Here is a 24,051-nt window from a genome sequence, read left to right on the forward strand (position 1 = left end):
AAAATTATTTTATGCCATTGGCCGGACTTGACCCCTAATACCCTTAGGAAGCCGGCCAATGGCGCGGGGAAAACGGTATGTACCGTCCCCGATTAAATTGAAAGTCGGTGCTTAGATCTGGCCTGGGAAGAACCACAGCAGGCTGGCCGTCATGGCCAGGTAGCGCAGGAATTTGCCGATGGCCATATAGAGCACGCACGGCCAGAACGACAAGCGCAACCAGCCGGCGACGGCGCACAACGGATCGCCCACGGCGGGCAGCCACGACAAGAGCAGCGCGGGAGGACCCATGCGGTGCAGCCAGTCATGCGCGCGCTCGTTCCAGCGGCCGCGCATGCGCCCGCCCTCGGTGGCGTCCGGATGCGGATGCGGGTGTTTTTCCTTCCACCGTTGCACGGCTTTTTCGGCGCCCACGCCCATCCAGTAGCTGATCGCCCCACCCACCGTGTTGCCGGCCGTAGCCACCAGGATGGCGGGCCAGAACATGTCGGGCGCCAACTTGATGAAGCCGAACACCGCCGGCTCGGAGCCCAGCGGCAGCAAGGTGGCGGATATCAGCGACACCGTGAAGATGGCGGACAGGCCCACCGAGGGCAGCGCCAACATTCCCAGCAACCAGTGAACAGCGGATAAGAGGCTTTCTTCCATGAGGAGCGAGTGTAGCCGCGCGCAGGGAAATGACGATCAGGAATCGAACCGGCCCGCGCGTCCACGTCGCGGCATCGCAACCATAAACCTGTCCGGCGACGCGGCTTTCCCTGCAATAATCTCGCCCAATCCTCACTTTTGCTTCTTTGCGCGGCCCATGTCCACTGATTATCTGAAACGCATCCTGACTTCGAAGGTTTACGACGTGGCGGTGGAATCGCCGCTGGAGGTGGCGCCCCAGCTGTCCGCGCGCATGTCGAACACGGTGCTGCTCAAGCGTGAAGACACCCAGGCTGTGTTCAGCTTCAAGCTGCGCGGCGCCTATAACAAGATGGCCAACCTGCCGGCCGCCGCGCTGAACCGCGGCGTGATCGCAGCGTCGGCCGGCAACCATGCCCAGGGCGTGGCGCTGGCCGCCAGCCGGCTGGGCTGCCGCGCCGTCATCGTCATGCCCACGACCAGCCCCCAAGTGAAGGTGGACGCGGTGCGCCGCCTCGGTGGCGAAGTGGTGCTGGCCGGTGAAAGCTTCACCGACGCCTTCGCACACGCGCAAGCCCTTGAGAAAAAAGAAAAGCTGACCTTCGTCCACCCCTTTGACGACCCCGACGTGATCGCGGGCCAGGGCACGGTGGGCATGGAAATTCTGCGCCAGCACCCCGGCCCCATCGACGCCATCTTCGTGGCCATCGGCGGCGGCGGATTGATCTCGGGCGTGGCGGCCTATATCAAGCAGTTGCGCCCCGAAATCAAGATCATCGGCGTGCAGACCGAAGACTCCGACGCCATGCTGCGCAGCGTGCGTGCCGGCCGCCGCGTGCAGCTCAATGACGTCGGGCTGTTCTCGGACGGCACCGCCGTCAAGATGGTGGGCGCCGAAACGTTCAAGCTGACGCGTCAATACGTGGACGACTTTGTCGTGGTCAACACGGATTCGATCTGCGCCGCGATCAAGGACGTCTTTCAGGACACGCGCAGCGTGTTGGAACCGGCGGGCGCCATGGCCGTGGCCGGCGCCAAGCAATACGCCGCCGAACACCACCTGAAGGGCAAGACGCTGGTAGCGATCGCCTGCGGCGCCAACATGAACTTCGACCGCCTGCGCTTTGTGGCTGAACGCGCCGAAGTCGGCGAAATGCGCGAAGCCGTCTTCGCCGTAACCATGCCCGAGCAACGCGGCAGCTTCCGCCGCTTCTGTGAACTGGTGGGCGAACGCAGCGTGACCGAGTTCAACTACCGGATTTCCGATGCGGACCGCGCGCATGTGTTCGTGGGCATCCAGGTGTCCTCGGCCGCCGAGCCCGACAAGATCGCCGCCAATTTCCGCCGCCACGGTTTTGACACGCTGGACCTGACGCACGACGAAATGGCCAAGACGCACTTGCGCCACATGGTGGGCGGCCGGTCGGCGCTGGCGCGCAACGAACTGCTGTACCGCTTTGAATTCCCCGAGCGCCCGGGCGCGCTGATGCGTTTTTTGAACGCGATGAATCCGGACTGGAACATCAGCCTGTTCCACTATCGCAACCAGGGCGCCGACTATGGCCGCATCCTGATCGGCATCCAGGTGCCGCCCGCCGACAAGAAACAGTTCCGCGCTTTTGTGGCCGAACTGGGCTATCCCCACTGGAACGAGACCGAGAACCCGGCCTACAAGCTGTTCCTGTAGACGACGCGCTACCCCGCAACACGCTGCCCACAATGCGAGAGGGCCTCCATCTGGAGGCCCTTCCCTTCTGTCCGTCAAGGACGCCCGGCCGAACCCCAAGGGGGGCTCGCTGTCACTCGGCGGCCTACGGAGATAAGCCGCGCATTCAGCAGGGTTCAGCCAGGCGTCCCGCCGATTAGAAGCGGTGGCGCAAGCCCACGGCGACGGCGGTGTCGCGTGCGTCGTGCTGGAACGCGTAGTTGTCGCCGTAGGAGGCGTACGCGTACAGGTTGGTGCGCTTGGTGAAGTCGTAGGTGTAGCCCAGGCTGTACACGTTGAACGTGGCGTCATCGCCCGTCAGCTTGTCGTTGCCCGGGGTGGCGCGCTGCCACGAACCGAAGATGGCGTGACGGCCCAACGGCACGGTGGCGCCGATCATGTACGAGTTGGCGCGAAAGCCATCGGCCAGCTTGAACGAACCCAGGTTGTTCATGCCTTCCGGCGTGGTGCCCATGTTCTGGCCCACGAACCAGCCGTCGCGCGTCTGGCCAAATGCGGCAGCCAGCTTCACGACTTCAAAGTCGTACGAACCACCCACGATGTATTCCTGGATGCGCGCGGCGCTCTTGCCGCCAACGCGATCGTTGGTCGGGTCGAAGCGGTCGTATGCGGCGGCCAGGTTCAGCGGGCCATTCACGTACTGCGCGCCAACGGTCAGCACGCGGTTGTTGTTGCCCGTGGCAAAGCCGGTCTGCGTGGTGTCGCTGACGGTGTCATCCGCGCTGAACGAATAGCCGACGCCGGCCTTGAAGCCGCCCAGGCTGGGCGTTTGATACAGCACCATGTTGTCCAGGCGCATCGTGTTGGCGCTGCCGAACGTCGTACCCATGTTGGCGGTGTTGTAGCTGATCGAGAACGGGTCGATGGAGCCAAAGTACTTCGAAGCCAGGTTCGTTTGACGACCGAATTCCAGGCGACCCCAGGAATCGCTGTCCAGGCCCACCGTGGCTTGACGACCGAACAGGCGGCCGTTCTGGGCCGACTTGCCGTTCATCGGGCCAAAGCCGCCTTCCAAAGTGAACACGGCGCGCAGGCCGTCGCCCAGGTCTTCCGTGCCGCGCAGGCCGAAGCGCGAGCCGCTGCTCACGCCCTGCACGCCGCCGATACGGCTTTGCTTCACACCGTTGAACTTCACTTGTTCGTAGCCGATACCGGCGTCGATCAAGCCGTACAGCGTCACGGAGTCGGCGGCTTGCGCGGCACTGGCAAAGCCTGCCAGCAACGCGACGGCCAATAGCGTCTTCTTCATAACAGTTACCCCAAAATGGCGAGATGAAAAGGCATGCGCAACGGCCACGCCCAAACGGCGGGCCTGCTGCGTGCCGCTGCGATTCGCAAGCGGCGTCTGCACTGACGCTAGTGTCCGGCGTGCTGCAACGCGAAGTAACACGGATTTCGACGAACTACTTTCCATGGTTGGGATAATGCGGCCGCGACAGCGGTGCAGCGCAGTGCGGCGGTGCGCTTAAGACCTTGAAAATAAATGCGAATGTTTGCTCGCCATTGCGTGGCGCGCCGCGCATCGATGTTCAATGCGCCAGAATTTCCCGACAGCACTTGTTGTGCGCGCCGACCAGTTATGCGGCAAAAACGCCACACTGGACGGGGCTTTGGACGTGCCGACACAGATGACCGGCGAATAAAAAACCCCTTGGCGTCTCAAGGGGTTTTTTTCGTGACCAGCGGGTACGGGTAGTGCAACAAAACAATCGGCGGGCTTACTTGCCCTTGGGCGGGTAGTCCAATTCGCCAAAGGTGTATTCGCCGCGCGCCTTGGCTTCGGCCAGTTCCTGGCGGACCTGCTCACGCGTCTTGCCACCGGATTGCGACACGGTGGCGCGGGGCGGGTAGTCCAGTTCAGCGGTGGTGACTTGGCCGGCGGCCTTGGCGCTTTGCAGTTCTTGCTGAACCTGGTCGCGCGTCAGACCGGTTTGCTGCACCGTGGCGGGCGGGTAGTCCAGTTCACCAAACGTGACCTGGCCGGCGGCCTTGGCGGCTTGCAGTTCTTGTTGGACCTGTTCACGCGTCTTGCCATCGGCGTGGGCGGCGGTCATGCCAACCAGGGTTGCGGTAACCATGAGTGCGGTTGCTAGGGCTTTCATTGTGATGACTCCATCCTAAACCTTGCACAGCGTCCGGCGCCAGAATGGCAGCCGCGATGTGACTGTTTGATTGCTGGGACGAAGTATCTGGAAAATCCGGCTTAGTAAAAACCCTTAATTTGGTGAACATATTTGCACGGATGGGACAATCGCCTGATGCACTGGGCGGCAGCGGTGCAATATTTGAGCAATCGTGCCCGCAGTCTTGGGACGTCACAGCGGCGCCAGGGCGTGGCAAGCCTTGCGGGCGTTCAGCTTGCCGCAAGCCGGCCCGGCGAAACCGGACAGCACGAACCAGGAAGACGATATTCAGCGCAAGGAAATAGACATTTCAGCTGGCGGGACAATAAATCCATTTATCATACAAACCTGCCAGAAATGGAATTTACAGAGTCGAGGACCCCATGGATATCCAGCTTAACGACATCGCGCTTTTTGTCGAAGTCGCCAAGCGCAAGAACTTCAGCCACGCCGCCGAAGCCTTGAATATTCCAACGTCCACGCTGTCGCGCCGTGTCAGCGAACTGGAACGCAGCGTGGGGATGCGGTTGCTGAACCGCAGCACGCGCAAGATCGACCTGACCGAAGCGGGCGCTATCTATTTCGAACGCTGCCGCCATATTGTTGAAGAAGCACGCATCGCGCACGACCAGTTGCTGGACATGGCGGTGCAGCCCAAGGGACGGTTGCGTATCTCGCTGCCGACCAGCCTGGCCCAGCTGTTCCTGCCGGCCGTCATCAGCGAATTTCGCGAGCAGCATCCCGATATCGAATGCGATTTCGATCTGAGCATGCGTCCGATCGATCCGATCAGCAATCCGTTCGACCTGATCCTGCGCTTTGGGCAGCAACCCGATTCCAGCCTGATTTCGCGCAAGATCGTCCTGATGGCGCACCAGTTGTACGCGTCGCCGGATTATCTGGCGCGCTATGGCGAACCGCGCGTGCCGGGCGACCTGACGCACCACGAATGCCTGCGCCCCACCATGCGCGAGGAATCGTCGTTCTGGATGCTGCATTCGGGAGACAAGGTGGAACGCGTGCAGGTATCAGGCAGGCTGTCGGCCAACAACGTCGGCATGTTGGGGCGGCTGGCCAGCCAGGGGCTGGGCATTACGCCGCTGCTGGTGTTCGACGCGATGGAACGCGCCATCAAGCAGTCTGGGCTGGTGCGGGTGCTGCCCGACTGGAGCCTCACGCCGCTGCCGTTGTTTGCGTTGCTGCCCTCGCGCATGCTGCCCGCCAAGACCAAGGCGTTTCTGGATTTCATCCAGCCCAGGCTGTCGGATTCCTAAGCGCGAGCGACGTTTACGGCGTGGCCGCGCCGTACTGACAGACGGTGAAAAGCGGCGTGCCGGTTTCGGCCACTTTGGTCGAGCCCCCCAGATCGGGCAGGTCGATAATCGCGGCGGCCTCGACCACGTTGGCGCCCAGTCGCTGCAACAGCTTGATGGCCGCTAGCATGGTGCCGCCCGTGGCGATCAGGTCGTCGACCAGCAGCACGCGCTGGCCGGTGCGCACGGAATCCGTGTGCATCTCGACGGCGGCATTGCCATATTCCAGCGAATACTCCTCGGCCACGGTGCGGAAAGGCAGCTTGCCCTTTTTGCGCACGGGCACAAAGCCCAGGTTCAGCTCGTAGGCCAGCACGCTGCCCACGATGAAGCCGCGCGCGTCGATGCCGGCCACCAGGTCAAGGCGTTGGCGCATATAGCGGTAGACGAACAGATCGATCAAAACCCGGAACGCCCGCGGGTCCTGCAGGACGGGCGTGATGTCGCGGAAGATGACACCAGGTTGGGGCCAGTCCGGAACGCTGCGGATGGTGCGCCGGATGGTCTCGGCGTTGTCGGTCTGCATGAAAGGCGGGCCTGAAGAATTGAAGCAAGGCGAACTATAACCCTGCCACCGCGCTTAAGCCAGGAATGCCGGCTGCGATGACAGGTCATGTAATTGACCATTGCACAATTGCAGGCTGCGGTGCACGGCGCCGGGGGGTAGCGCGGCGTGCGTCACCACCACCACCGACCGACCGGTCACCGCGCGTTCCAGGTCATTGAAGAAGCTGGCCTCGGCGGCGGCGTCCAGCCCGGAGGTGGGTTCGTCCAGCACAATAAGGGCCGCGGGCGATAACAAGGCGCGCGCCAGACACAGGCGGCGCGCCTGCCCGGCCGACAACTGCGACCCCGTTTCGCCAGCCCAGGTGTCCAGCCCTTCCGGCAGCGCGCGCACAAAGTCGCCCAGGCGGGCGGCATCCAGCGCGCGCCACAACGCCGCGTCATCGGCGTCGGCGTCGCCGATCAACAGATTGGTGCGCAGCGTGCCCAGGAATACGGGGGCATCTTGCGACAACAAGGCGATCCGGCGGTGCCAATCACGCTGCGTGCACGCGCGGGCGTCGACGCCGCCAAAGCGCACCTGCCCGCCTTGCGGATCTTCCAGCCGCAGGATCAGGTGCAACAGCGTGGACTTGCCCGCGCCGCTGGCACCCAGAATAGCCACGCGTTCGCCCGGTTCGACATGCAACTGGATGCCGTCCAGCACGGCGGGGCTGTGGCCCGCCGACCGCGCCGGGTAGCGAAACGTCACCCCGTCCAGCTCCAGCGCGCCGCTTTGGGGCAAGGCGCACGGGTGGGCGGGGTCCTGCATGTCGGGTTGGGCTTGCGTGACTTCACGGATGCGCGCGGCGGCAGTCATGGCAGAGCCCATGCGTGACGCGCCTCGCATGATGGGGCCGGCCACTTCAAAAACGCCTATCACCGCCAGCAGTAGCCCGACCAGTACGGGGCCGTCGATACCGCCTGCTTCGTGGGTGCCCAGGCCGAACCACAGCAATGCCAGCACCGACACACCCGCGGCGACCTGCAAGAACCACTGACCGCGTGCGGCGACACGCGCCTGGCTGCGTCGAGCGCGCGCGCTGGCCTCGCACAGGTGCTGAAAATGTTCGGCGGTCTGCGCCTGCGTATGCAGCGCGACCATGTCGGCGTGACCTTCCACGGCGTCCAAGGTCGCCGCGCGCAGCCCGGCGGCGCTTTCCTGGGCGGCCGCACCGGGCTTTTTCGCGGCGCGCAGCAGCCACAGCGGCACCAGCACGCAGGCGGTCAGCAAGGCCAGCGCAAACGTCAACGCCGCTGCCGGCACCCACATTCCCAAAACGGCGGTCAAGACGGCGCCGGCCAACACGGCCGTCGCCAAGGGCGCCAGCACAAAGAGGAACACCGTGTCCAACGCGTCGACGTCGCCTGTCATGCGGGCGACAAGATCGCCGCTGCGATAGCGGGCGAGTTGTCGCGGGGTCAAACGGATCAACGCGCCAAACACCATGGCGCGCAGGTCGGCCAACAGGCGCAGCGTGGCGGAATGCCCGACCACGCGGTCGGCGTAGCGGGACACGATGCGCAGGAACGACAGGCCGCGCACCAGCGCGGACGGGGCAAACAGGTTGAACACACCGCCCGCCCCCGCCAAGGCCGCGCCCGTCAGGAACCAACCCGACACGCCCAGCAAGCCGACGCCGGCAGCAACGGTAGCCAGCGCACAGAACAATGCGAGCAAAAGCCCGCTTTTTCGGCGTGCGTATAGCGGCAGCAGCAACAGCAGATTCTTCATGCGTCTTCCAAGCCGCCGTTGGCCAGCCGAAGCACCCGGCCGACGCGCGCGGCCACGGCCGGCGAATGCGTGGCCAGCAACAAGGTCCGGCCGACGGCGAATTTCAGAATTTCCTCAAGCACGCGCGCCTGCGTCGTTTCGTCCAGATGCGCAGTGGGCTCGTCCAGCAGGATCAGCCCCGGGTCGCGCAGGAACAAGCGCGCCAGCGCCACGCGCTGCGCCTGCCCGCCTGACAAGCCGTGACCACGGCTGCCCAGCAGCGTATCCAGGCCTTGCGGCAAGGCATCGGTAAACGCCAGCACGCACGCGCGGCGCGCGGCTTCGTGCACGTCGGCATCAGGCGCGGCCGGGCGGCCCAGGCGGATGTTATCGGCGATGGACCCGGCCAACAGCTGGGGCGTCTGGCCGATCAACGCCACGCGCCCGCGCAAAGCGGCTTCGTCCCATGCCTCAAGCGGCAGGCCGTCGACGAGGATGTGGCCCTGGTAGGGGCGCAGGCGGGCGACGGCCTCGATCAGCGTCGACTTGCCGATGCCGCTGGGACCCATCAACGCGGCCTGTTCGCCGGGCGCCAGCGTTAGCGAGGCATCAGACAGCACCGGTCGCGCGCGGCCCGGCGCCAGCACGGTCAGCGCAGACACCGACAGTGCCGCAGCCGATAGGTGCGATCGGGCGGTAGCGTAGGTTGGGTTTTGCAGTTGCGGCTGCGATTGCGGTTGCGGTTGCGGTTGCGGTTGCGGTTGCAGTTGCGGCTGCGGTTGCGGTTGCGGTTGCGGTTGCGGTTGCAGTTGCGGCTGCGGCTGCGGTTGCGGTTGCGGTTGCGGTTGCGGTTGCGGTTGCGGTTGCGGTTGCGGTTGCGGTTGCCCTTGGACCCGCCCCGGTTCGGCGGCATCGTCCATGGGCAAGCCGTCGAACAGCACCGCGATTTGCGTCACGGCGGCCAGCGCGGTGGCGCGGTCGTGATAATGCGCGGCAAACTGGCGCAGCGGTGCGTAGACTTCGGGCGCCATCAGCAGGCAGAACAAGCCCGCCTGCAACGTCAGGGGCGACCAGCGCACATCCAGGAAGCCCAGGTACGTCAAGCCGATGTACACGGCCACGCCCGCCACGCCCAGCGCGGCGAAGAATTCCAGCACGGCGGACGACAGGAACGCGATGCGCAGCACCGACATCGTGCGCTGGCGCAGCGCGTCGCTGGCGGCCACGACCGAGGCGGCTTCGGCGTCGGCGCGGCCATACAGTTTCAGTGTCGACAAGCCGCGCAAGCGATCCGCGAAGAAGCCCGACAAGCGGGCAAACGCGCGCAAATGGCGGCGGCTGGCGCCTTGCGCGCCCCACCCCACCAGCGCCATGAACAAGGGAATGAGCGGCGCCGTAACCAGCAGCACCAGGCCGACCACCACGTCCACCGGCAGCAACACCACCGAAAACGCCACGGGCAATAACGCCGCGGCGGCCATGGCGGGCAGGTACTTGGCAAAGAAGCCGTCCAGCGCTTCCACCTGGTCAACGACCGCGCTGGCCAATTCGCCCGAGGCCTTGCCCCGGGTCCAGTAAGGCCCCTTGGCTACCATTCGTGAAAACAGGGATTGGCGCACGTGGCGCTTGATGCGTTCAGCGGCATCCGCGCCGGCGCGTTCGCCCGCCCAGGTGATGGTGGCGCGCAGCAGCATCAACGCCGCGATGGCCAGGATGCTGGCCAGCAGTTGCTGGCGCGGCGCGTGCTGAACGATTGCGGCGTCCAGCACACGCGCGAGCAACCACGCCTGCACCACCAGCAACGCGCCGCTGACCAGCGGCGCGGCGCCGGCGAGCATCAAGCCGGGCCTGGCCGCCTTGGCCAGCGTCATCAACCACCGCGATTGTTCGCGCGGCGGCTTCTGCAAACTGGCCGACGGGTCATGCTCCAGGCTGCTGGCGCCGCCGCTCACTCGTCGTTACGGCTGACGCGCGGGTCGTGCGAGTGACCTTCGCGCAGCTCGAACCACATGGCGTTGAGGATGGCAAAAGCGCATGCCAGGCCCAGGCCGAGTATCCATGAGAAATACCACATGAGGCGGCTCCTTTTAGTACGAATTGGGCGTGCCGCCCACGGATTCATGGGTGACCTTGCCGCGCATGACGCGATACACCCAGGCGGTGTACAGCGTCACGATCGGCAGGAACACAGCCACGGCAATCACCATGATCCATAGCGTCAGGTGGCTGGACGAACCGTCCCAGATGGTCAGGCCGGCTTGCGGCTTGGTCGAGGACGGCATGACGAACGGGAACAGCGCAAAACCCACCGTCAGGATGACGCCCGTGATCGACAACGCCGATGCCAGGAACGCCAGCATGTTGGCGCGCGCCGTCAACAGCAGCACCACCAGCAGCGCGCCGCCCACGCCCAGCGCCGGCGCAATCCACATCAACGGCCACGTCGCGTAGTTGGCCATCCACGCACCGGACTGCACCGCCACGGTCTTGAGCATGGGGTCGGACGGGCCGCCCATGTTGACCGCGCTGGTGATGGTGTGGCCGCCTATACCGCCGGCCACCCAGAAGCCACCCGCCACGAACAGCGCCGCGGTCAGCAGGCCGGCCAGCCGCCCCCAATTGCGGGCGCGCGAGGACACGGGATCGTCCGTGCGCCAGGCCAGCAGCACCGCGCCGTGCATGGCCAGCATCACCACGCTGAGCACGCCGGCCAGCAAGGCGAACGGCGCAAACAGCTGATAGAAGTGCCCTTCGTAGATGGGCCGCAACGTCACGGGGTCAAAGGTGAACGGCACGCCCAGGATGATGTTGCCCATCGCTACACCGAACACCAGCGAGGCCACCACCCCTGAAAAGCACAGCACGCCATCCCAGCTGTTGCGCCAGCGCGTGCCTTCCATTTTGCTGCGGTACTTGAAGCCGACGGGGCGCAGGATCAGCGCGATCAGCACCAGCATCATCGCCAGGTAGAAGCCGGAGAAGGATGCTGCGTACAACAGCGGCCACGCGGCAAAGATGGCGCCGCCCGCCGTGATCAACCACACCTGGTTGCCTTCCCAGACCGGGCCGACAACGTTGATGACGATGCGGCGTTCGGCGTCCGTCTTGGCCACCACGGGCAGCAAGGCGGCCACGCCGAGGTCAAAGCCGTCCATGACGGCAAAACCGATCAGCAAGGCGCCCAGCAGCACCCACCAGATGACACGCAAGGTGCCGTAATCAAAAGGAATCAGGGTATCCATGTGCTTGTCTCCGCTTAGGCGCGCACGGCGGCGCGCACAGGATCGGCGGCGGCGTCGCTTGCCACCGGCCCATCGGATTTCGGACCCGCCTTGATGGCGTGCAACATGACCTTCACGCCGATGATCAGCAAGACGGTGTACAGCACCAGGAAGATGGCAAGGCTGATGGCCAGGTCGGCAATCGTCAGGCCGGATGCCGCGTAGTACGTCGGCAGCACGCCTTCAATCACCCAGGGCTGGCGGCCATACTCGGCCACGAACCAGCCGCTTTCAATGGCGACCCACGGCAGCGGCAAGCTCCACAGCGCCACCTTCAACAAGCCACGGCGACTGTCCAGGCGGCCGCGCGAGGCCAGCCAGAACGCCACGCCGAAGAACAGGATCAGGTACATGCCCACCGCGACCATGATGCGGAACGCCCAGAACAACGGCGCCACGTTTGGCACGGTGTCGATCGCGGCCTGCTTGATGTCGGCCTCGGTCACCTTGGTCATGTCTTCTTGATAGCGCTTGACCAGCAGCGCGTAGCCCAGGTCCGGCCAGGTCTTGTCAAAGACCATGCGCGCGTCCGTGTCCTTGGGGTTGGCGCGGATCTTCTGCAAGGCTTCATACGCCACCATGCCGTCGCGGATGCGGTTTTCGGCGCGCAGGATCAGGTCGTCGATACCCAGCAGCGGCGTGGTCAGCGAACGCGTACCGATGATGCCCATGACGTACGGGATTTCGATGGCGAAGTCGTTCTTGCGTTCGGCCTGATTGGGTATCGCGATCAGGTTGAAGGACGCGGGCGCGGGCTCGGTGTGCCACATGGATTCCATGGCCGCGATCTTCATCTTCTGATGCTCGGTGGTCAGGTAGCCGCTTTCGTCACCCAGCACCACCACCGACAGCGCGCCCGCCAGGCCGAAGCTGGCGGCCACGGCCATCGAGCGCTTGGCCAGGTCGGTATGACGGCCCTTCAGCAGGTACCAGGCGCTGATCGACATCACGAACATGGCGCCCGCGACGTAGCCGGCGCTGACCGTGTGCACGAACTTGGCCTGCGCCACCGGGTTGAAGATCACCGCCGCGAAGTCGGTCATCTCCATGCGCATGGTGTCGGGGTTGAAGATGGCGCCCACCGGATTCTGCATCCAGCCGTTGGCGATCAGGATCCACAGCGCCGAAAAGTTGGTGCCGAACGCCACCAGCCAGGTCACGACCAGGTGGCTGACCTTGGACATGCGGTTCCAGCCGAAGAAGAACAGGCCGACGAAGGTGGCTTCCAGGAAGAAGGCCATCAGCCCTTCCAGCGCAAGCGGCGCGCCGAAGATATCACCCACGTAGTGGCTGTAGTAGGACCAGTTCATGCCGAACTGGAACTCCATCACCACGCCGGTGGCCACGCCCAAGGCAAAGTTGATGCCGAACAGCGTGCCCCAGAACATCGTCATCCGTTTCCAGATGGGGCGACCGGTCATGACGTACACGCTTTCCATGATGGCCAGCATGAACGACAGGCCAAGCGTGAGGGGGACGAACAGGAAATGGTAAAGCGCGGTCGCGGCAAACTGGAATCGCGACAGGTTGACGACGTCTAGATCAATCATTGGGGCGCTCCCAAGCAGTCAAGACACCGTGGCAACCGGCGTGGTTCCCAGGCCGACTCTGGCGCCATGTTACGGGCGATGGATACAACTTCATAGCAGTTTCCTGAAAAATCGGGGCGCATGGCAGCTCAATCCTTGCCCCGCAATTTGCCGGCGAAGCCCAGCACTTTCTGCACTTGCGAACCCAGTCGCATGAGCTTCTGCACGGTCTCCGGGGGCAGGCGTTGAACCTCGTCGAACCATCCAGACGACAGTTCGATGAGTTCCAGCATTTCGGTCATGCGTTGTTGCGCGTAGGCGTCGTTGGGCCCCGACGGGGTCTCCAGGAGGGTGTCGCGCAGCAGGGTCATCGTGGGATTGATCTCGCGCTTGCGCTTTTCTTCCATCAGGATGCGGAAGATTTCCCAGACGTCTTTGGGCGTTTCGAAGTAATCGCGCCGGTCACCCACTTGGTGGACCAGCTTGACCAGGCGCCACGATTGCAACTCCTTCAGGCCCAGGCTGACGTTCGAGCGCGAAAAACCCAGCGTCTCGGCAATTTCGTCGGCATTCAGGGGATCCGGGTGCAGGAACAGCAGCGCGTAGATCTGGCCAACCGTGCGGTTCACACCCCAACGGCTGCCCATTTCGCCAAAGTGCAAGACGAAACGTTCGTTTTGAGGGGTAAGAACCATGTTTTTATTGCGCCGAAGGACTAGAGCGCGGCGATCTGGAGAGATCCAGTTACACCGCTTTCAGAAATTTCTGAAATTATCGAACAAACTGTGCGATTGCGCAAACCACAATATCGGCAGGGGCAAAGACGCAAGCGACGCTTCGTGGCGGGAATACGACGGGTGAAATGGCGAGGGAGGGGAATCGACCGGGTGGAAACGACGGTCACCGCTGCGGGTGACAGGCAACGACAACAGCCACCGGCCTGAAGAGCGCGGTGGCTGTGAAGGTATGGAAAAACCCGCGGCTATTCAGGCTATCTAATAGAGCCTGCCCCGAGAGCCTGCCCGGACAGCCTGTCCTGAGAGCCTTCCCCAAGAGCGGGCGCCGGGCCACATCAAGAGGCCCAGGCGTGGGGAAGGCCTGAGGAAATGGGATGCCCGAGCTTTTAGCCCGCCTTGACGGTCACGGCGGCGGAAACGCGCTTGGCCTTGGCGCGCGCGGCGGCCACGTCGTGGGCCACGGCCAGGCCCACGCCCATGCGGCGCTTGACGAAGGATTCCGGCTTGCCGAACAGCCGGATGTCGGTGCCCGGTTCGGCCAGCGCTTCAGCCACGTTGTGAAAGGACACGGCGGCGGCGTCCACGCCGCCATAGATCACGCTGCTGGCGCCGGGCTGGCGCAGGCTGGTGTCCACCGGCAGGCCCAGCAAGGCGCGGGCGTGCAATTCAAATTCGTTCTGGGTCTGGGTAATCAGGGTGACCATGCCGGTGTCATGCGGACGCGGGCTGACTTCCGAGAACCAGACCTGGTCCCCCGCCACGAACAGCTCGACACCGAAGATGCCCAGGCCGCCCAGGTCCGACGTGACGGCCAGCGCGATTTCGCGGGCGCGTTCCAGCGCGGCGGGCGACATGGGATGCGGCTGCCAGCTTTCAACGTAATCACCGTCAACCTGCTTGTGGCCGATGGGCTCGCAATAACGGGTTTCGACCTGGCCGTCGGCGCCGCGCGCGCGCACCGTCAGCAGGGTGATTTCGTAGTCGAAGCGGATGAACCCTTCAACAATCGCCCGGCCCCCGCCAACGCGCCCGCCTTCCTGGGCATAGCGCCAGGACTGGGCGACGTCATCCGCGCTTTTGATGACGGATTGGCCCTTGCCGGACGAGGACATCACCGGCTTGATGACGCAGGGGTAGCCGATGCCGCCGTCAATGGCGGCGCGCAATTCTTCTTCGGTGTCGACAAAACGGTAGGGAGAAGTGGGCAGGCCCAGCGTCTCGGCCGCCAGGCGGCGGATGCCCTCGCGGTTCATGGTCAACTGGGCGGCGCGCGCGGTCGGCGTCACGCGGGCCACGCCCGCCGCTTCCAGCTCGACCAGCAAACTGGTGGCAATGGCCTCGATTTCGGGGACAATAACGTGCGGCTGTTCCTGCTGGATGATCTTTTTCAGGGCGTCCGCGTCGGTCATGGACACCACATGCGCACGGTGCGCCACCTGATGGCCCGGCGCGTCGGCGTACCGATCCACCGCAATGACTTCCACGCCCAGCCTTTGCAGGGCAATGATGACCTCTTTGCCCAATTCGCCCGAACCGAGCAGCATGACTCGGGTGGCCAGGGGGGACAGGGGCGTGCCAAGGACGGGGCTGGAAATGCTGGACATGGAGCGGGCCTGGATAAGAAGAATTGAAAGCCGTTGAAAAGAGCCGCCAGAATGCCATACGGCCCTGGCGGGGGCAAACCCGCCCACTGATATTAAAATCCCCGCATGACTGATCATCCCATCACTTCGTCCGATGCCGCGCTGGCATCCGCCCGCCGCACCTTGCAAGTCGAAAGCCAAGGCCTGCTGGACCTGTCCGCGCGGCTGGACGATTCGTTCGCGCAGGTTGTCGCGCTGCTGCTGGCCTGCCGGGGCCGCGTCGTGGTCACCGGCATCGGCAAGACCGGGCACATCGCCCGCAAGATCGCCGCGACCTTCGCCTCGACGGGCACGCCCGCCTTCTTCGTGCATGCCGCCGAAGCGGTGCACGGGGATCTGGGCATGATCACGAAAGACGACGTGGTCATCGCCATCTCTTATTCAGGAGCCGGGCAGGAATTGCTGACCATCCTGCCGGTGGCGCGCCGCATGGGCGCCAAGCTGGTGGCCATCACCGGCAACCCGCAATCCGAACTGGCGCAGTTGGCCGACGTGCACCTGGACGGCAGCGTGGCGCAGGAAGCCTGCCCCTTGAATCTGGCGCCCACCGCCAGCACCACGGCCGCGCTGGCGCTGGGCGATGCCCTGGCGGTCGCCTGCCTGGAAGCGCGCGGCTTCAGTCCACAGGATTTCGCGCGGTCCCACCCCGGTGGCGCGCTGGGCCGCCGCCTGCTGACGCTGGTGCGCGACGTGATGCGCCAGGGCAACGCCCTGCCCATCGTGCTTGCCGGCACGCCGGTGTCGCAAGCGCTTGAGGTGATGTCCGCCAAGGGCATGGGCATGACCGTCGTGACCGACGCGCAACACCGCCCGCTGGGCATCTTCACCGACGGCGACTTGCGCCGCCTGATTGCCCGACACGGCGATATCCGCAGCTTGACCGTGGAGGCGGGCATGACCCGATCGCCACGCAGCATCCCCCCCGACGCATTGGCCGTCGAGGCCGCGCAGCAGATGGACGAGCTTCGTCTCAGCCAGATGCTGGTGTTGGACGCAGACGGCGCGCTGCTGGGCGCCTTGCACATGCATGATCTGATGGCCGCTAAAGTGGTATGACTATGACTCTTCCTGCTTCCGTGACTCACCCGGCCGAAGCGCTGGTTCTTGCCCGCATCCCCGCTACCGTGCGCGACCGCGCCGCCGCCGTGCGCCTGATGGTGTTCGACGTGGACGGCGTGCTGACCGACGGCAGCCTCTATTACGGTGAAGGCGGCGAATTGCAAAAGCGCTTTCATGCCCTGGACGGCCACGGCCTGCGCCTGTTGATGGAAGGCGGCCTGACGGTGGCGCTGATGACGGGCCGCTCTGGCCCCATCGTTGCCCGCCGCGCCGCCGAACTGGGCATCTCGGAAGTGATGCAGGGCGTGCGCGACAAGGGTTCAGCACTGGCAGAACTTGCGCAGCGCTCGGGTGTCCAACTGAATCAAACCGGCTACATGGGCGATGACATCATCGACCTGCCGGCCATGCAACGCGCGGGTTTCGCAGCCAGCGTGCCCAACGCGCCCGGCTATGTCAGCCAGGCCGCCCACTGGGTCTCCACGCAGGCCGGCGGCAGCGGCGCGGTGCGCGAATGCTGCGACCTGCTGTTGGCCTCCCAAGGACGCCTGGGCGCGTTCTTGGCGGCGCCCGGCCTGCTGGGCCCCGGCGCCATCCAATGACGGCCACGAACTTCGACACGCCCCGGCGGCGACACTGATGAAAGAACGTTTTCCTTCCCTGATTGCGCTGTTCCTGCTGCTGGTGCTGGTCACCAGCTCGTGGTGGGCCGCCGATTACGCACAGCGGGCGATCCAGGTCGACCCGCCGCGCCGCATCACCCACGAAATGGACGCGTGGTCGCGCGATTTCGTCATGCTGCGCACGGACCCGACGGGCCGTCCGATCAATCGACTGGAAGGCGAATACGCCGAGCATTTCCCCGACGACGATTCGTATCACATCACCGCGCCCCGCGCGGTGGGCCAGCGCGAAGCCAACCCAGTGACAGTGGGCGTCTCGAAAACCGCCGTGATGGAACAAGGCGGCAAGCGCATCGTCATGAATGGCGACGCGCACGTGCATCGCCAGCCCGACGCCAACAACGACGTGCTGGATGTACGCAGCCAGCAGTTGATCATCCTGCCCGACGAAGACGTGGTGTATACCGACCTGCCGGCGGAAGTGCTCAAGGGCCGCTCGCGCATGAACGGCAAGGGCATGCACTACAACAACAAGACGCGCCAATTGCAGGTGTCCGCGTCGACGGATGTTGAAATTGCCGGTTCCGAAGGCAAGCAACAGCGCCGCACCGAGATACCCGCCAACAACACTGACCAAAAGAAACCATGACCGACCTTCGGACTCTCTTTGCCCCGACGACTCGCCTGCTTGGCGCCGTCCTGCTGACGGCCTCGGTGTTTGCGCCCGCCCACGCGGCCGAGCCCGCCAAGCCGGCCGAAGAGCCCAGCACCCTGATCCTGTCGGACACGCTGCACTATGACGACGTAAAGAAACAAAGCGTTTTCACTGGCAACGTCAACATGACGCGCGGCCTGATGACGCTGACCTCCGACACGCTGGAAATGCACGAAGACGCACAGGGCGGGCAGTACGGCACGGCAACCGCCAACAAGGGCAAGGTCGTGACCATCCGGCAAGAGCGCCCCGAGACGTTCGAGCTGATCGAAGGCAAGGGCCTGCGCGCGGAGTACGACGGCACCAAGAGCACGTTCGACCTGATCGGCCAGGCCGTTGTGGTCCGTTACGTCTGTGGCAAACCGTTCGACACGATTCGCGGCGAACGGGTACGCTACAACGAAAAAACCGGCACCTATGAAGCGCAGGGCGGTCCCAATTCCGCCGCTGCCGGCGGTCGCGTGCGTTCGGTTGCCGAACCTCGCGCCAAGTCCGATGCCGCCGTGGCCGAATGCCGCAAGCAGCAAGCCGCCAAGAAAGGACGCTAAAGCGTCCCCCATGCAACACCACTCGCAGCCACGATGAACCAACCTTCTGTGCCCACACCCGTGACCTCCGCCCCCTCGGGGGTCAAGCAGGGCAGCCTGCGCGCAACCGGCTTGCGCAAGACCTATAACGGCCGGACCGTGGTGCAGGATGTGTCCCTGTCCGTGGTCAGTGGCGAAGTCGTGGGCCTGCTGGGCCCGAACGGCGCCGGCAAGACCACCAGCTTCTACATGATCGTGGGCCTGGTGCCCGCGGACGCCGGACGCATCGAGATCGACGGCGCCGTGATCACGGCGATGCCGATCCACAAGCGCGCGCGCATGGGCCTGTCGTACCTGCCGCAGGACGCATCCGTGTTCCGCCGCCTGACCGTCGAGCAGAACATCCGCGCCGTGCTGGAATTGCAGTTGGGGCCCGATGGCCGCGCGCTGTCCACGGCCAAGATCAACGAGCAGATGGAATCGCTGCTTGAAGAGCTGCAGATCGGTCACATTCGCAGCAATGCCGCCATTTCGCTGTCGGGCGGCGAACGCCGCCGCGTGGAAATCGCACGCGCGCTGGCCACCAGCCCGCGCTTCATCCTGTTGGACGAACCCTTTGCCGGCGTGGACCCCATTGCCGTCATCGAGATTCAGCGCATCGTGCGGTTTCTGAAGGGCCGCGGCATCGGCGTGCTGATCACCGACCACAACGTGCGCGAAACGCTGGGCATCTGCGATCGCGCCTACATCATCAGTGAAGGCAAGGTGCTGACCGATGGTCACCCGGACGAAATCGTGGGCGATCCCGCAGTGCGCCGCGTGTACCTGGGCGAGCACTTCCGCATGTAACGGGCACCCTGGGGAAGACCCCTAGTCGCCTCTCGGGCGAAGGCAAATACGCCCTAGGGGTTCAGCCATAAAAATGCCATGTTCTTGCGCTAGGTCAGCTTGTTTTCTCGGCCCGAGTCTATACACTAGTACTAAACGCACCCACCAATCCAAGGAGAACGCCTAACGACCTCACCGCGCATTTTGCGCACCCATTTTTCTCTTTTAGAAGGAGAGCACACTATGAACCTGAGCATCTGCGGTCGTCACCTCGACGTCACCCCGGCAATCCGGGAATATGTCATGAACAAACTGGCGCGAGTGCTGCGGCATTTCGATCACGTCATCGATACCCAGGTCATGCTCTCAGTAGAGCCCCTGCGGCACAGAGCCGAAATCACCATGCGTCTAAGCGGTAAGGATATTCATTGTGAAGCGACCGATGAAAATCTCTACGCAGCCATAGACCTTCTTGCTGACAAAGTCGACCGTCAGGTCATCAAGCACAAGGACAAGGTACGAAGTCACTCAGCGGAGTCCGTGAAGCGGCAAGCGGCGAGCCTCTCGCCACCCCAGCAGTAATGCGCTTCATGATCACTCGCCCTGCGCGATAAGCTAAACAGCGATTGTAAAAATCCTGCCTAAGTCCCGGTGTCCCGCTAGACGTCAGTCCAGCCGGGGCATCGGCAAAACTCCCCGCTCTACCCCCTCTCCCGCATTCCCCAATCCCCCTGTTTTTGCCATGCCTGGCCGTGTCCACGGGCTGGACGCTGTGTGTGAACGCCCACAACGCGCCGCGATCAGACTATGCTGTCGCTCTTGCCACGCCGTTCGCCGCCTGTCCACCGGGCGGGGCGCCAGGCCAATTTATTGCACTGCGTCATATAACCATATAATGATCCGATGAATCATTTGTCGCGCATCCTACCCGCCGGCAACGTCGTGCTCGATATGCTCGCAACGAGCAAGAAACGGGCGTTCGAACAAGCTGGCCTTCTCTTTGAAAACAATCATGGCTTGGCACGCGCGCTCGTGTTCGACAGCCTGTTTGCCCGGGAACGTTTAGGCTCCACTGCCCTTGGGCAGGGCGTGGCCGTTCCGCATGGCCGCGTGAAGGGGCTTGAGCAGGCGTTGGCGGCGTTCATCCGCTTGAGCCAGCCGATCTCGTTCGACGCGCCCGACGGGCAACCGGTGTCGATGCTGCTGTGCCTGCTGGTGCCGGAAACGGCTACGCAACAGCACTTGGACATCCTGGCCGAATTGGCGCAGCTGATGTCCAACAAGGCATTGCGCGAGGCCCTGGCCACCGAACCCGACGCGGCCATCGTCCACCGCATGCTCACCACCGGCCAACTCTGATCCTCGCGGAAACGCTGCCATGCTCACGGTGCAGGAACTCGTCGACGACAACGCCGACAAAATCCCCTTTAACTGGATTTCGGGCCAAGGCGCCGCTGACCGCGCCATTCCCGATGACGGCATGGCGGCCGCCGATCTTGTCGGCCACCTGAACCTGATCCACCCGTCGCGCATCCAGGTGTTCGGCCAGGAAGAACTGGCGTATTACACGCGCTTCGACCTGCGGCGCCGCATGCACCACATGGACGAGCTGCTGATTGGCGGCGTGCCGGCCATCTTGCTGGCAGACGGCCTTACGCCGCCGCAAGACCTGGTGGACCAGTGCGACCAGCATCAGGTGCCGCTGTTGTCCACGCCGGTCGCTGCCGCGCAGCTGATCGACCTGCTGCGCATCTACCTGGGCAAGAAGCTGGCCCCCACCACCACCGTGCACGGCGTGTTTCTTGATGTGCTGGGCCTGGGTGTGTTGATTACCGGCGAGTCGGGCCTGGGCAAAAGCGAGCTGGCGCTGGAATTGATTTCACGCGGCCACGGTCTGGTGGCCGACGACGCGGTGGAGTTCTCGCGCACGGCGCCCAACATGATCGAAGGCCACTGCCCCCAGCTGCTGCAAAACCTGCTGGAAGTGCGCGGCCTGGGCCTGCTGGATATCCGCACCATCTTCGGCGAGACCTCGGTACGCCGCAAAATGCGCCTGAAGTTGATCGTGCATCTGGTGCGCGCCACCGCGCAAGACAAGTTCGAACGCCTGCCCCTGCAAGACATCACGCAAGACATGCTGGGCCTGCCCGTGCGCAAGGTGATGCTGCAAGTGGCCGCCGGCCGCAATCTGGCGGTGCTGGTCGAAGCCGCCGTGCGCAACACCATACTGAAGTTACGCGGCATCGATACGCTGGGCGAATTCATGGAACGCCAGGCCATGGCGATCCTGCAAAGCAGCAAATGAACGCGCGCGGTCTCGCGGCATCGTGAGCCTGTACGAAACCCTGGCCGACGAGATCGCCAAATCGATCCGAGACGGCGTCATGCGCGCGGGCGACAAGCTGCCCTCGGTGCGTGAAGCGTGCGCGGCGCGCGGGGTCAGCCCGTCCACGGTATTCCAGGCGTACTACCTGCTTGAAGCGCGCGGCCTCATCCGCGCGCAGCCACGTTCGGGCTACTACGTGCACGCCCCCGCCGAATCCCGGCCCCCTGAACCCGGCACATCGAACCCGGACGGCGAGTCGACTGAACTGGCCATCAGCGAGCGCATCTTCGACATCCTGGGTTCCGTGCGCAATCGCGACGTGACGCCGCTGGGGTCTGCCTTTCCGTCGCCCCTGCTGTTTCCGCTGCCCCGCTTGGCGCAGGCCATGGCCGCGCATCTGAAGCGCCAGGACCCGCTGGATACTGTCGAAGATCTCAGCCCCGGCAATCCCGGCCTGCGGCGGCAGATCGCCTTGCGCTATCTGATTGGCGGCATGAACGTGCCGGCCAGCGACATCGTCGTTACCAACGGCGCGCTGGAAGCGTTGAACCTTTGCCTGCAAGCCGTCACGCAAGTAGGCGACACGGTGATGGTCGAAGCCCCAACGTTCTACGGCGCCTTGCAAGCCCTGGAGCGCCAGGGCCTGAAAGCGCTGGAAGTGCCGACGCATCCGCGCACGGGCGTGGACCTGGCCGCCATGGAGGCCGCCATCAAGCGGCACGCGCCCAGCGCCTGCTGGCTGATGACGCAATTCCAGAACCCGCTGGGCAGCCTGATGCCCGACGACAAGAAGCGTCAACTGGTGGAAATGCTGGCGCGCCACGGCATTCCGTTGATCGAAGACGATGTCTACGGCGAACTCTATTACGGCGCCGCGCGGCCCGTGCCGGCCAAGGCCTACGACACCGAGGGGCTGGTGCTGCATTGCTCGTCGTTTTCCAAATGCCTGGCGCCCGGATACCGCATTGGTTGGGCGTCGGCGGGCCGCTACTCGCGACAGGTGCAGCGGCTGAAACTGTCGTCGACGCTTTCCGCGTCGGGCCCCGCGCAAGGCGCTATCGCCGAGTATCTTGAGCAAGGCGGATACGATCGCCATCTGCGCCGGTTGCGGCAAACGTTGCAGACGCAGCAAGACCGTATGGCCGACGCGATTGCGCAAGAATTTCCCGCGGGCACGCGCGTGACGCGTCCGCAAGGCGGCTTCTTTTTGTGGGTGGAACTGCCGGCGGCGGTGGACGCGCTGGCCCTGCATCGCGATGCGCTGGCGCGCGGCATCAGCGTGGCGCCCGGCCCGATTTTTTCAGCCAGCAGCCAGTTCGCCAGCGCCCTGCGCTTGAATTACGGGCATCCCTGGGACGCCGCGCACGAAGACGCCATCCGCGTGCTGGGCGAACTAGCCCGCCAGGCTTGCGCGCGGGCCAGCGCGAAGCGATAGACCCGCGGCAATCGGCATCAGTTCAGCGTTGACGCCGCACGCGCGCGCTTGACGTCCAGCGCGGTCACGCTGCCCGCTTCATTGCCCCAGCTATTGCGGATGTAGGACACAAGCATGGCGATATCACTGTCGTTCAGGATCTGGCCGAACGGCGGCATGCCGTGCGGCCGGGGATTGGCTGCCGTGGCGGGTGCGTACCCGCCATCGAGCACCATGCGGATCACGTTGGTGGGCACAGGCGCCGTCACGGTCGGGTTGCCCGCCAACGCCGGCCAGGCCGTACCGCTGCCCTGCCCTTGCGGCTGGTGACACTGCGCGCATTGCTGGCTGTAGATCTTGCTGCCCAGTTCCATGGCCGCCGGCGCCGCCGCCGATTGCTGGCGCGGCGTAGAGGCCGGCGTGGCCGGCAAGGACTTGATGTATACGCCGATAGCCAGCGCATCGTCATCCGTCAGGTGCTGCGTGCTGCCCAACACCACTTCGGCCATCGGGCCGCTGGCGCTGGAATGCGCCGAGATACCGGTCTTGAGCAACGCGGCGATATCGTCCGCCGTCCAGCGGCCCATGCCGGTCTGCATGTCGTTGGTGAGCGGCGGCGCGTACCAATCCAGCACCGGGATCACGCCGCCGGTCAGCGCCTCGGACGTCTTGGTGGCGCCCAGACGATTGCGGGGGGTATGGCAGGCCGCGCAGTGCCCCAGCCCTTCAACCAGGTAGCGGCCGCGATTCCATTGCACCGACTGGCCCGCGTCGGCCTCTTGCACGCCGGGCTTGAAGTACAACGCGCGCCAGGCCGCCAATAGCTCGCGCTGGTCGTACGGAAACGCCATGTCGGCCGGCCGATTCGCTTGCTCGACCGGCGGCACGCTACGCAGGTAGGCGTACAAGGCATCGGCGTCCGCGCGGCTGACGCGGGTGTATTCCGTGTACGGAAACGCGGGATACAGCAAGGTGCCGTCCTTGGACTTTCCGTTATGCAGCGCCTGCCAGAAATCGTCGGCCGTCCACGAGCCGATGCCCGTCTTGTCGTCGGGCGTGATGTTGGGCCCGTAGACGGTGCCGAACGGCGTCGGTATGGGCGTGCCGCCCGCCAGCGCCTTGCCGCCCCGGCTGGTGTGGCAGGCCATGCAGTTGCCCACTTGCGCCAGGTAGCGCCCGCGGTCGATCAGCGTGGCCGCGTCGGTCGTGGTGGCGGCTGGACCCGTGCTGGTGTCCTCGCGCGTGCCCAGCCAATACAGGCCGCCCACCGCAACGATCAGCGCAACGAGGACGAAGGTCAGAGTTTTCTTGAACAGTTTCATG

23 protein-coding genes are annotated in these 24,051 nt (G+C 64.5%); 11 read left to right on the forward strand and 12 right to left on the reverse strand.

Translation table 11 applies throughout. The features are described 5' to 3' along the window. Positions 1–111 precede the first annotated feature (111 nt). Positions 112–648, reverse strand: coding sequence for a YqaA family protein (locus AC6LJY_RS05345; protein ID WP_104142643.1), 537 nt, complete (start codon positions 646–648; stop codon positions 112–114). 157 nt (positions 649–805) lie between these two features. Here AC6LJY_RS05345 and ilvA point away from each other — a divergent pair, with 157 nt between their 5' ends. Next, the gene (ilvA, locus tag AC6LJY_RS05350) at positions 806–2,314 is read left to right on the forward strand and encodes a threonine ammonia-lyase, biosynthetic (protein WP_498135435.1); all 1,509 of its coding nucleotides are present in this window, start codon (positions 806–808) and stop codon (positions 2,312–2,314) included. A 175-nt stretch (positions 2,315–2,489) separates the two neighbouring features. Here ilvA and AC6LJY_RS05355 read toward each other — a convergent pair whose 3' ends face one another. Further along, positions 2,490–3,602 (reverse strand): porin, encoded by a 1,113-nt coding sequence (locus tag AC6LJY_RS05355; protein ID WP_104142642.1) that lies wholly within the window; start codon positions 3,600–3,602, stop codon positions 2,490–2,492. A gap of 469 nt (positions 3,603–4,071) precedes the next feature. Beyond that, complete coding sequence (locus tag AC6LJY_RS05360; RefSeq protein WP_046803092.1) at positions 4,072–4,455, reverse strand: DUF4148 domain-containing protein; 384 nt, start codon at positions 4,453–4,455, stop codon at positions 4,072–4,074. Positions 4,456–4,859: 404 nt separating this feature from the next. Here AC6LJY_RS05360 and AC6LJY_RS05365 point away from each other — a divergent pair, with 404 nt between their 5' ends. Beyond that, positions 4,860–5,750, forward strand: a complete 891-nt coding sequence (locus AC6LJY_RS05365; RefSeq protein ID WP_046803091.1) for a LysR family transcriptional regulator — start codon at positions 4,860–4,862, stop codon at positions 5,748–5,750. A 13-nt stretch (positions 5,751–5,763) separates the two neighbouring features. Here the strand turns inward: AC6LJY_RS05365 and AC6LJY_RS05370 are convergent, their stop codons facing one another. From AC6LJY_RS05370 to purT, 8 genes are all read right to left on the reverse strand, one after another. Further along, positions 5,764–6,315: an adenine phosphoribosyltransferase gene (locus AC6LJY_RS05370; RefSeq protein WP_046803090.1), complete on the reverse strand. Its 552-nt coding sequence runs from the start codon at positions 6,313–6,315 to the stop codon at positions 5,764–5,766. Positions 6,316–6,369: 54 nt separating this feature from the next. After that, the gene (gene cydC, locus AC6LJY_RS05375) at positions 6,370–8,067 is read right to left on the reverse strand and encodes a thiol reductant ABC exporter subunit CydC (protein ID WP_498135436.1); all 1,698 of its coding nucleotides are present in this window, start codon (positions 8,065–8,067) and stop codon (positions 6,370–6,372) included. Further along, the gene (locus AC6LJY_RS05380; protein ID WP_498135437.1) at positions 8,064–9,998 is read right to left on the reverse strand and encodes an ABC transporter ATP-binding protein/permease; all 1,935 of its coding nucleotides are present in this window, start codon (positions 9,996–9,998) and stop codon (positions 8,064–8,066) included. The genes cydC and AC6LJY_RS05380 overlap by 4 nt, the downstream gene beginning before the upstream one ends. Continuing rightward, positions 9,995–10,120 carry a cytochrome bd-I oxidase subunit CydX gene (cydX, locus tag AC6LJY_RS05385; RefSeq protein WP_046803087.1) on the reverse strand — a complete coding sequence of 42 codons (126 nt, stop codon included), beginning with the start codon at positions 10,118–10,120 and terminating at the stop codon, positions 9,995–9,997. Before cydX ends, AC6LJY_RS05380 begins: the two co-directional genes overlap by 4 nt. Before the next feature lie 13 nt (positions 10,121–10,133). After that, a complete protein-coding gene (gene cydB, locus AC6LJY_RS05390) occupies positions 10,134–11,288 on the reverse strand; it encodes a cytochrome d ubiquinol oxidase subunit II (protein ID WP_104142637.1) in 1,155 nt (384 codons plus the stop codon). 14 nt (positions 11,289–11,302) lie between these two features. Further along, on the reverse strand, positions 11,303–12,877 hold the full coding sequence (locus tag AC6LJY_RS05395; RefSeq protein ID WP_046803085.1) for a cytochrome ubiquinol oxidase subunit I: 1,575 nt from the start codon (positions 12,875–12,877) through the stop codon (positions 11,303–11,305). Between the two features lie 128 nt (positions 12,878–13,005). Beyond that, complete coding sequence (locus AC6LJY_RS05400) at positions 13,006–13,551, reverse strand: GbsR/MarR family transcriptional regulator (RefSeq protein ID WP_104142636.1); 546 nt, start codon at positions 13,549–13,551, stop codon at positions 13,006–13,008. Between the two features lie 428 nt (positions 13,552–13,979). Beyond that, complete coding sequence (gene purT / locus AC6LJY_RS05405) at positions 13,980–15,197, reverse strand: formate-dependent phosphoribosylglycinamide formyltransferase (protein WP_498135438.1); 1,218 nt, start codon at positions 15,195–15,197, stop codon at positions 13,980–13,982. Between the two features lie 105 nt (positions 15,198–15,302). Here purT and AC6LJY_RS05410 point away from each other — a divergent pair, with 105 nt between their 5' ends. The 9 genes from AC6LJY_RS05410 (at position 15,303) to AC6LJY_RS05450 (ending at position 22,749) form a co-directional block, all read left to right on the forward strand. Next, a complete protein-coding gene (locus tag AC6LJY_RS05410) occupies positions 15,303–16,292 on the forward strand; it encodes a KpsF/GutQ family sugar-phosphate isomerase (protein ID WP_120157210.1) in 990 nt (329 codons plus the stop codon). Further along, positions 16,289–16,897, forward strand: a complete 609-nt coding sequence (locus tag AC6LJY_RS05415; protein WP_082134343.1) for a KdsC family phosphatase — start codon at positions 16,289–16,291, stop codon at positions 16,895–16,897. The genes AC6LJY_RS05410 and AC6LJY_RS05415 overlap by 4 nt, the downstream gene beginning before the upstream one ends. Before the next feature lie 37 nt (positions 16,898–16,934). After that, a complete protein-coding gene (gene lptC, locus AC6LJY_RS05420; protein WP_046803080.1) occupies positions 16,935–17,567 on the forward strand; it encodes an LPS export ABC transporter periplasmic protein LptC in 633 nt (210 codons plus the stop codon). Further along, a complete protein-coding gene (gene lptA / locus AC6LJY_RS05425) occupies positions 17,564–18,181 on the forward strand; it encodes a lipopolysaccharide transport periplasmic protein LptA (RefSeq protein WP_046803079.1) in 618 nt (205 codons plus the stop codon). The genes lptC and lptA overlap by 4 nt, the downstream gene beginning before the upstream one ends. Positions 18,182–18,214: 33 nt before the next feature. Next, positions 18,215–19,009, forward strand: a complete 795-nt coding sequence (lptB, locus tag AC6LJY_RS05430) for an LPS export ABC transporter ATP-binding protein (protein ID WP_046803078.1) — start codon at positions 18,215–18,217, stop codon at positions 19,007–19,009. 222 nt (positions 19,010–19,231) lie between these two features. Next, positions 19,232–19,570 (forward strand): ribosome hibernation-promoting factor, HPF/YfiA family, encoded by a 339-nt coding sequence (gene hpf, locus AC6LJY_RS05435; protein WP_006216296.1) that lies wholly within the window; start codon positions 19,232–19,234, stop codon positions 19,568–19,570. A gap of 321 nt (positions 19,571–19,891) precedes the next feature. Then, entirely contained in the window at positions 19,892–20,347 is a 456-nt protein-coding gene (locus AC6LJY_RS05440) for a PTS sugar transporter subunit IIA (protein ID WP_046803077.1), read from the forward strand. A gap of 19 nt (positions 20,348–20,366) precedes the next feature. Further along, positions 20,367–21,293, forward strand: coding sequence for an HPr(Ser) kinase/phosphatase (gene hprK, locus AC6LJY_RS05445; protein WP_006216298.1), 927 nt, complete (start codon positions 20,367–20,369; stop codon positions 21,291–21,293). A 22-nt stretch (positions 21,294–21,315) separates the two neighbouring features. Continuing rightward, on the forward strand, positions 21,316–22,749 hold the full coding sequence (locus AC6LJY_RS05450) for an aminotransferase-like domain-containing protein (RefSeq protein WP_120157211.1): 1,434 nt from the start codon (positions 21,316–21,318) through the stop codon (positions 22,747–22,749). Positions 22,750–22,766: 17 nt separating this feature from the next. Here AC6LJY_RS05450 and AC6LJY_RS05455 read toward each other — a convergent pair whose 3' ends face one another. Beyond that, positions 22,767–24,050, reverse strand: coding sequence for a cytochrome c (locus AC6LJY_RS05455; RefSeq protein WP_120157212.1), 1,284 nt, complete (start codon positions 24,048–24,050; stop codon positions 22,767–22,769). Between the last annotated feature and the right edge of the window lies 1 nt (position 24,051).

The sequence above is a fragment of the Achromobacter sp. RT286_PF genome (genome assembly GCF_059760425.1).

Excerpts from the sequence above, each read along its gene's own strand:
- AC6LJY_RS05370 (WP_046803090.1), bottom strand. The coding sequence starts at position 6,315 with ATGCAGACCGACAACGCCGAGACCATCCGGCGCACCATCCGCAGCGTT.
- AC6LJY_RS05400 (WP_104142636.1), bottom strand. The coding sequence starts at position 13,551 with ATGGTTCTTACCCCTCAAAACGAACGTTTCGTCTTGCACTTTGGCGAA.
- lptC (WP_046803080.1), top strand. The coding sequence starts at position 16,935 with ATGAAAGAACGTTTTCCTTCCCTGATTGCGCTGTTCCTGCTGCTGGTG.
- AC6LJY_RS05395 (WP_046803085.1), bottom strand. The coding sequence starts at position 12,877 with ATGATTGATCTAGACGTCGTCAACCTGTCGCGATTCCAGTTTGCCGCG.
- lptA (WP_046803079.1), top strand. The coding sequence starts at position 17,564 with ATGACCGACCTTCGGACTCTCTTTGCCCCGACGACTCGCCTGCTTGGC.
- cydX (WP_046803087.1), bottom strand. The coding sequence starts at position 10,120 with ATGTGGTATTTCTCATGGATACTCGGCCTGGGCCTGGCATGCGCTTTT.
- cydB (WP_104142637.1), bottom strand. The coding sequence starts at position 11,288 with ATGGATACCCTGATTCCTTTTGATTACGGCACCTTGCGTGTCATCTGG.
- AC6LJY_RS05455 (WP_120157212.1), bottom strand. The coding sequence starts at position 24,050 with ATGAAACTGTTCAAGAAAACTCTGACCTTCGTCCTCGTTGCGCTGATC.
- AC6LJY_RS05415 (WP_082134343.1), top strand. The coding sequence starts at position 16,289 with ATGACTATGACTCTTCCTGCTTCCGTGACTCACCCGGCCGAAGCGCTG.
- AC6LJY_RS05355 (WP_104142642.1), bottom strand. The coding sequence starts at position 3,602 with ATGAAGAAGACGCTATTGGCCGTCGCGTTGCTGGCAGGCTTTGCCAGT.
- AC6LJY_RS05410 (WP_120157210.1), top strand. The coding sequence starts at position 15,303 with ATGACTGATCATCCCATCACTTCGTCCGATGCCGCGCTGGCATCCGCC.
- AC6LJY_RS05365 (WP_046803091.1), top strand. The coding sequence starts at position 4,860 with ATGGATATCCAGCTTAACGACATCGCGCTTTTTGTCGAAGTCGCCAAG.
- AC6LJY_RS05345 (WP_104142643.1), bottom strand. The coding sequence starts at position 648 with ATGGAAGAAAGCCTCTTATCCGCTGTTCACTGGTTGCTGGGAATGTTG.
- purT (WP_498135438.1), bottom strand. The coding sequence starts at position 15,197 with ATGTCCAGCATTTCCAGCCCCGTCCTTGGCACGCCCCTGTCCCCCCTG.
- AC6LJY_RS05360 (WP_046803092.1), bottom strand. The coding sequence starts at position 4,455 with ATGAAAGCCCTAGCAACCGCACTCATGGTTACCGCAACCCTGGTTGGC.
- ilvA (WP_498135435.1), top strand. The coding sequence starts at position 806 with ATGTCCACTGATTATCTGAAACGCATCCTGACTTCGAAGGTTTACGAC.
- hpf (WP_006216296.1), top strand. The coding sequence starts at position 19,232 with ATGAACCTGAGCATCTGCGGTCGTCACCTCGACGTCACCCCGGCAATC.
- hprK (WP_006216298.1), top strand. The coding sequence starts at position 20,367 with ATGCTCACGGTGCAGGAACTCGTCGACGACAACGCCGACAAAATCCCC.
- cydC (WP_498135436.1), bottom strand. The coding sequence starts at position 8,067 with ATGAAGAATCTGCTGTTGCTGCTGCCGCTATACGCACGCCGAAAAAGC.
- lptB (WP_046803078.1), top strand. The coding sequence starts at position 18,215 with ATGAACCAACCTTCTGTGCCCACACCCGTGACCTCCGCCCCCTCGGGG.
- AC6LJY_RS05440 (WP_046803077.1), top strand. The coding sequence starts at position 19,892 with ATGAATCATTTGTCGCGCATCCTACCCGCCGGCAACGTCGTGCTCGAT.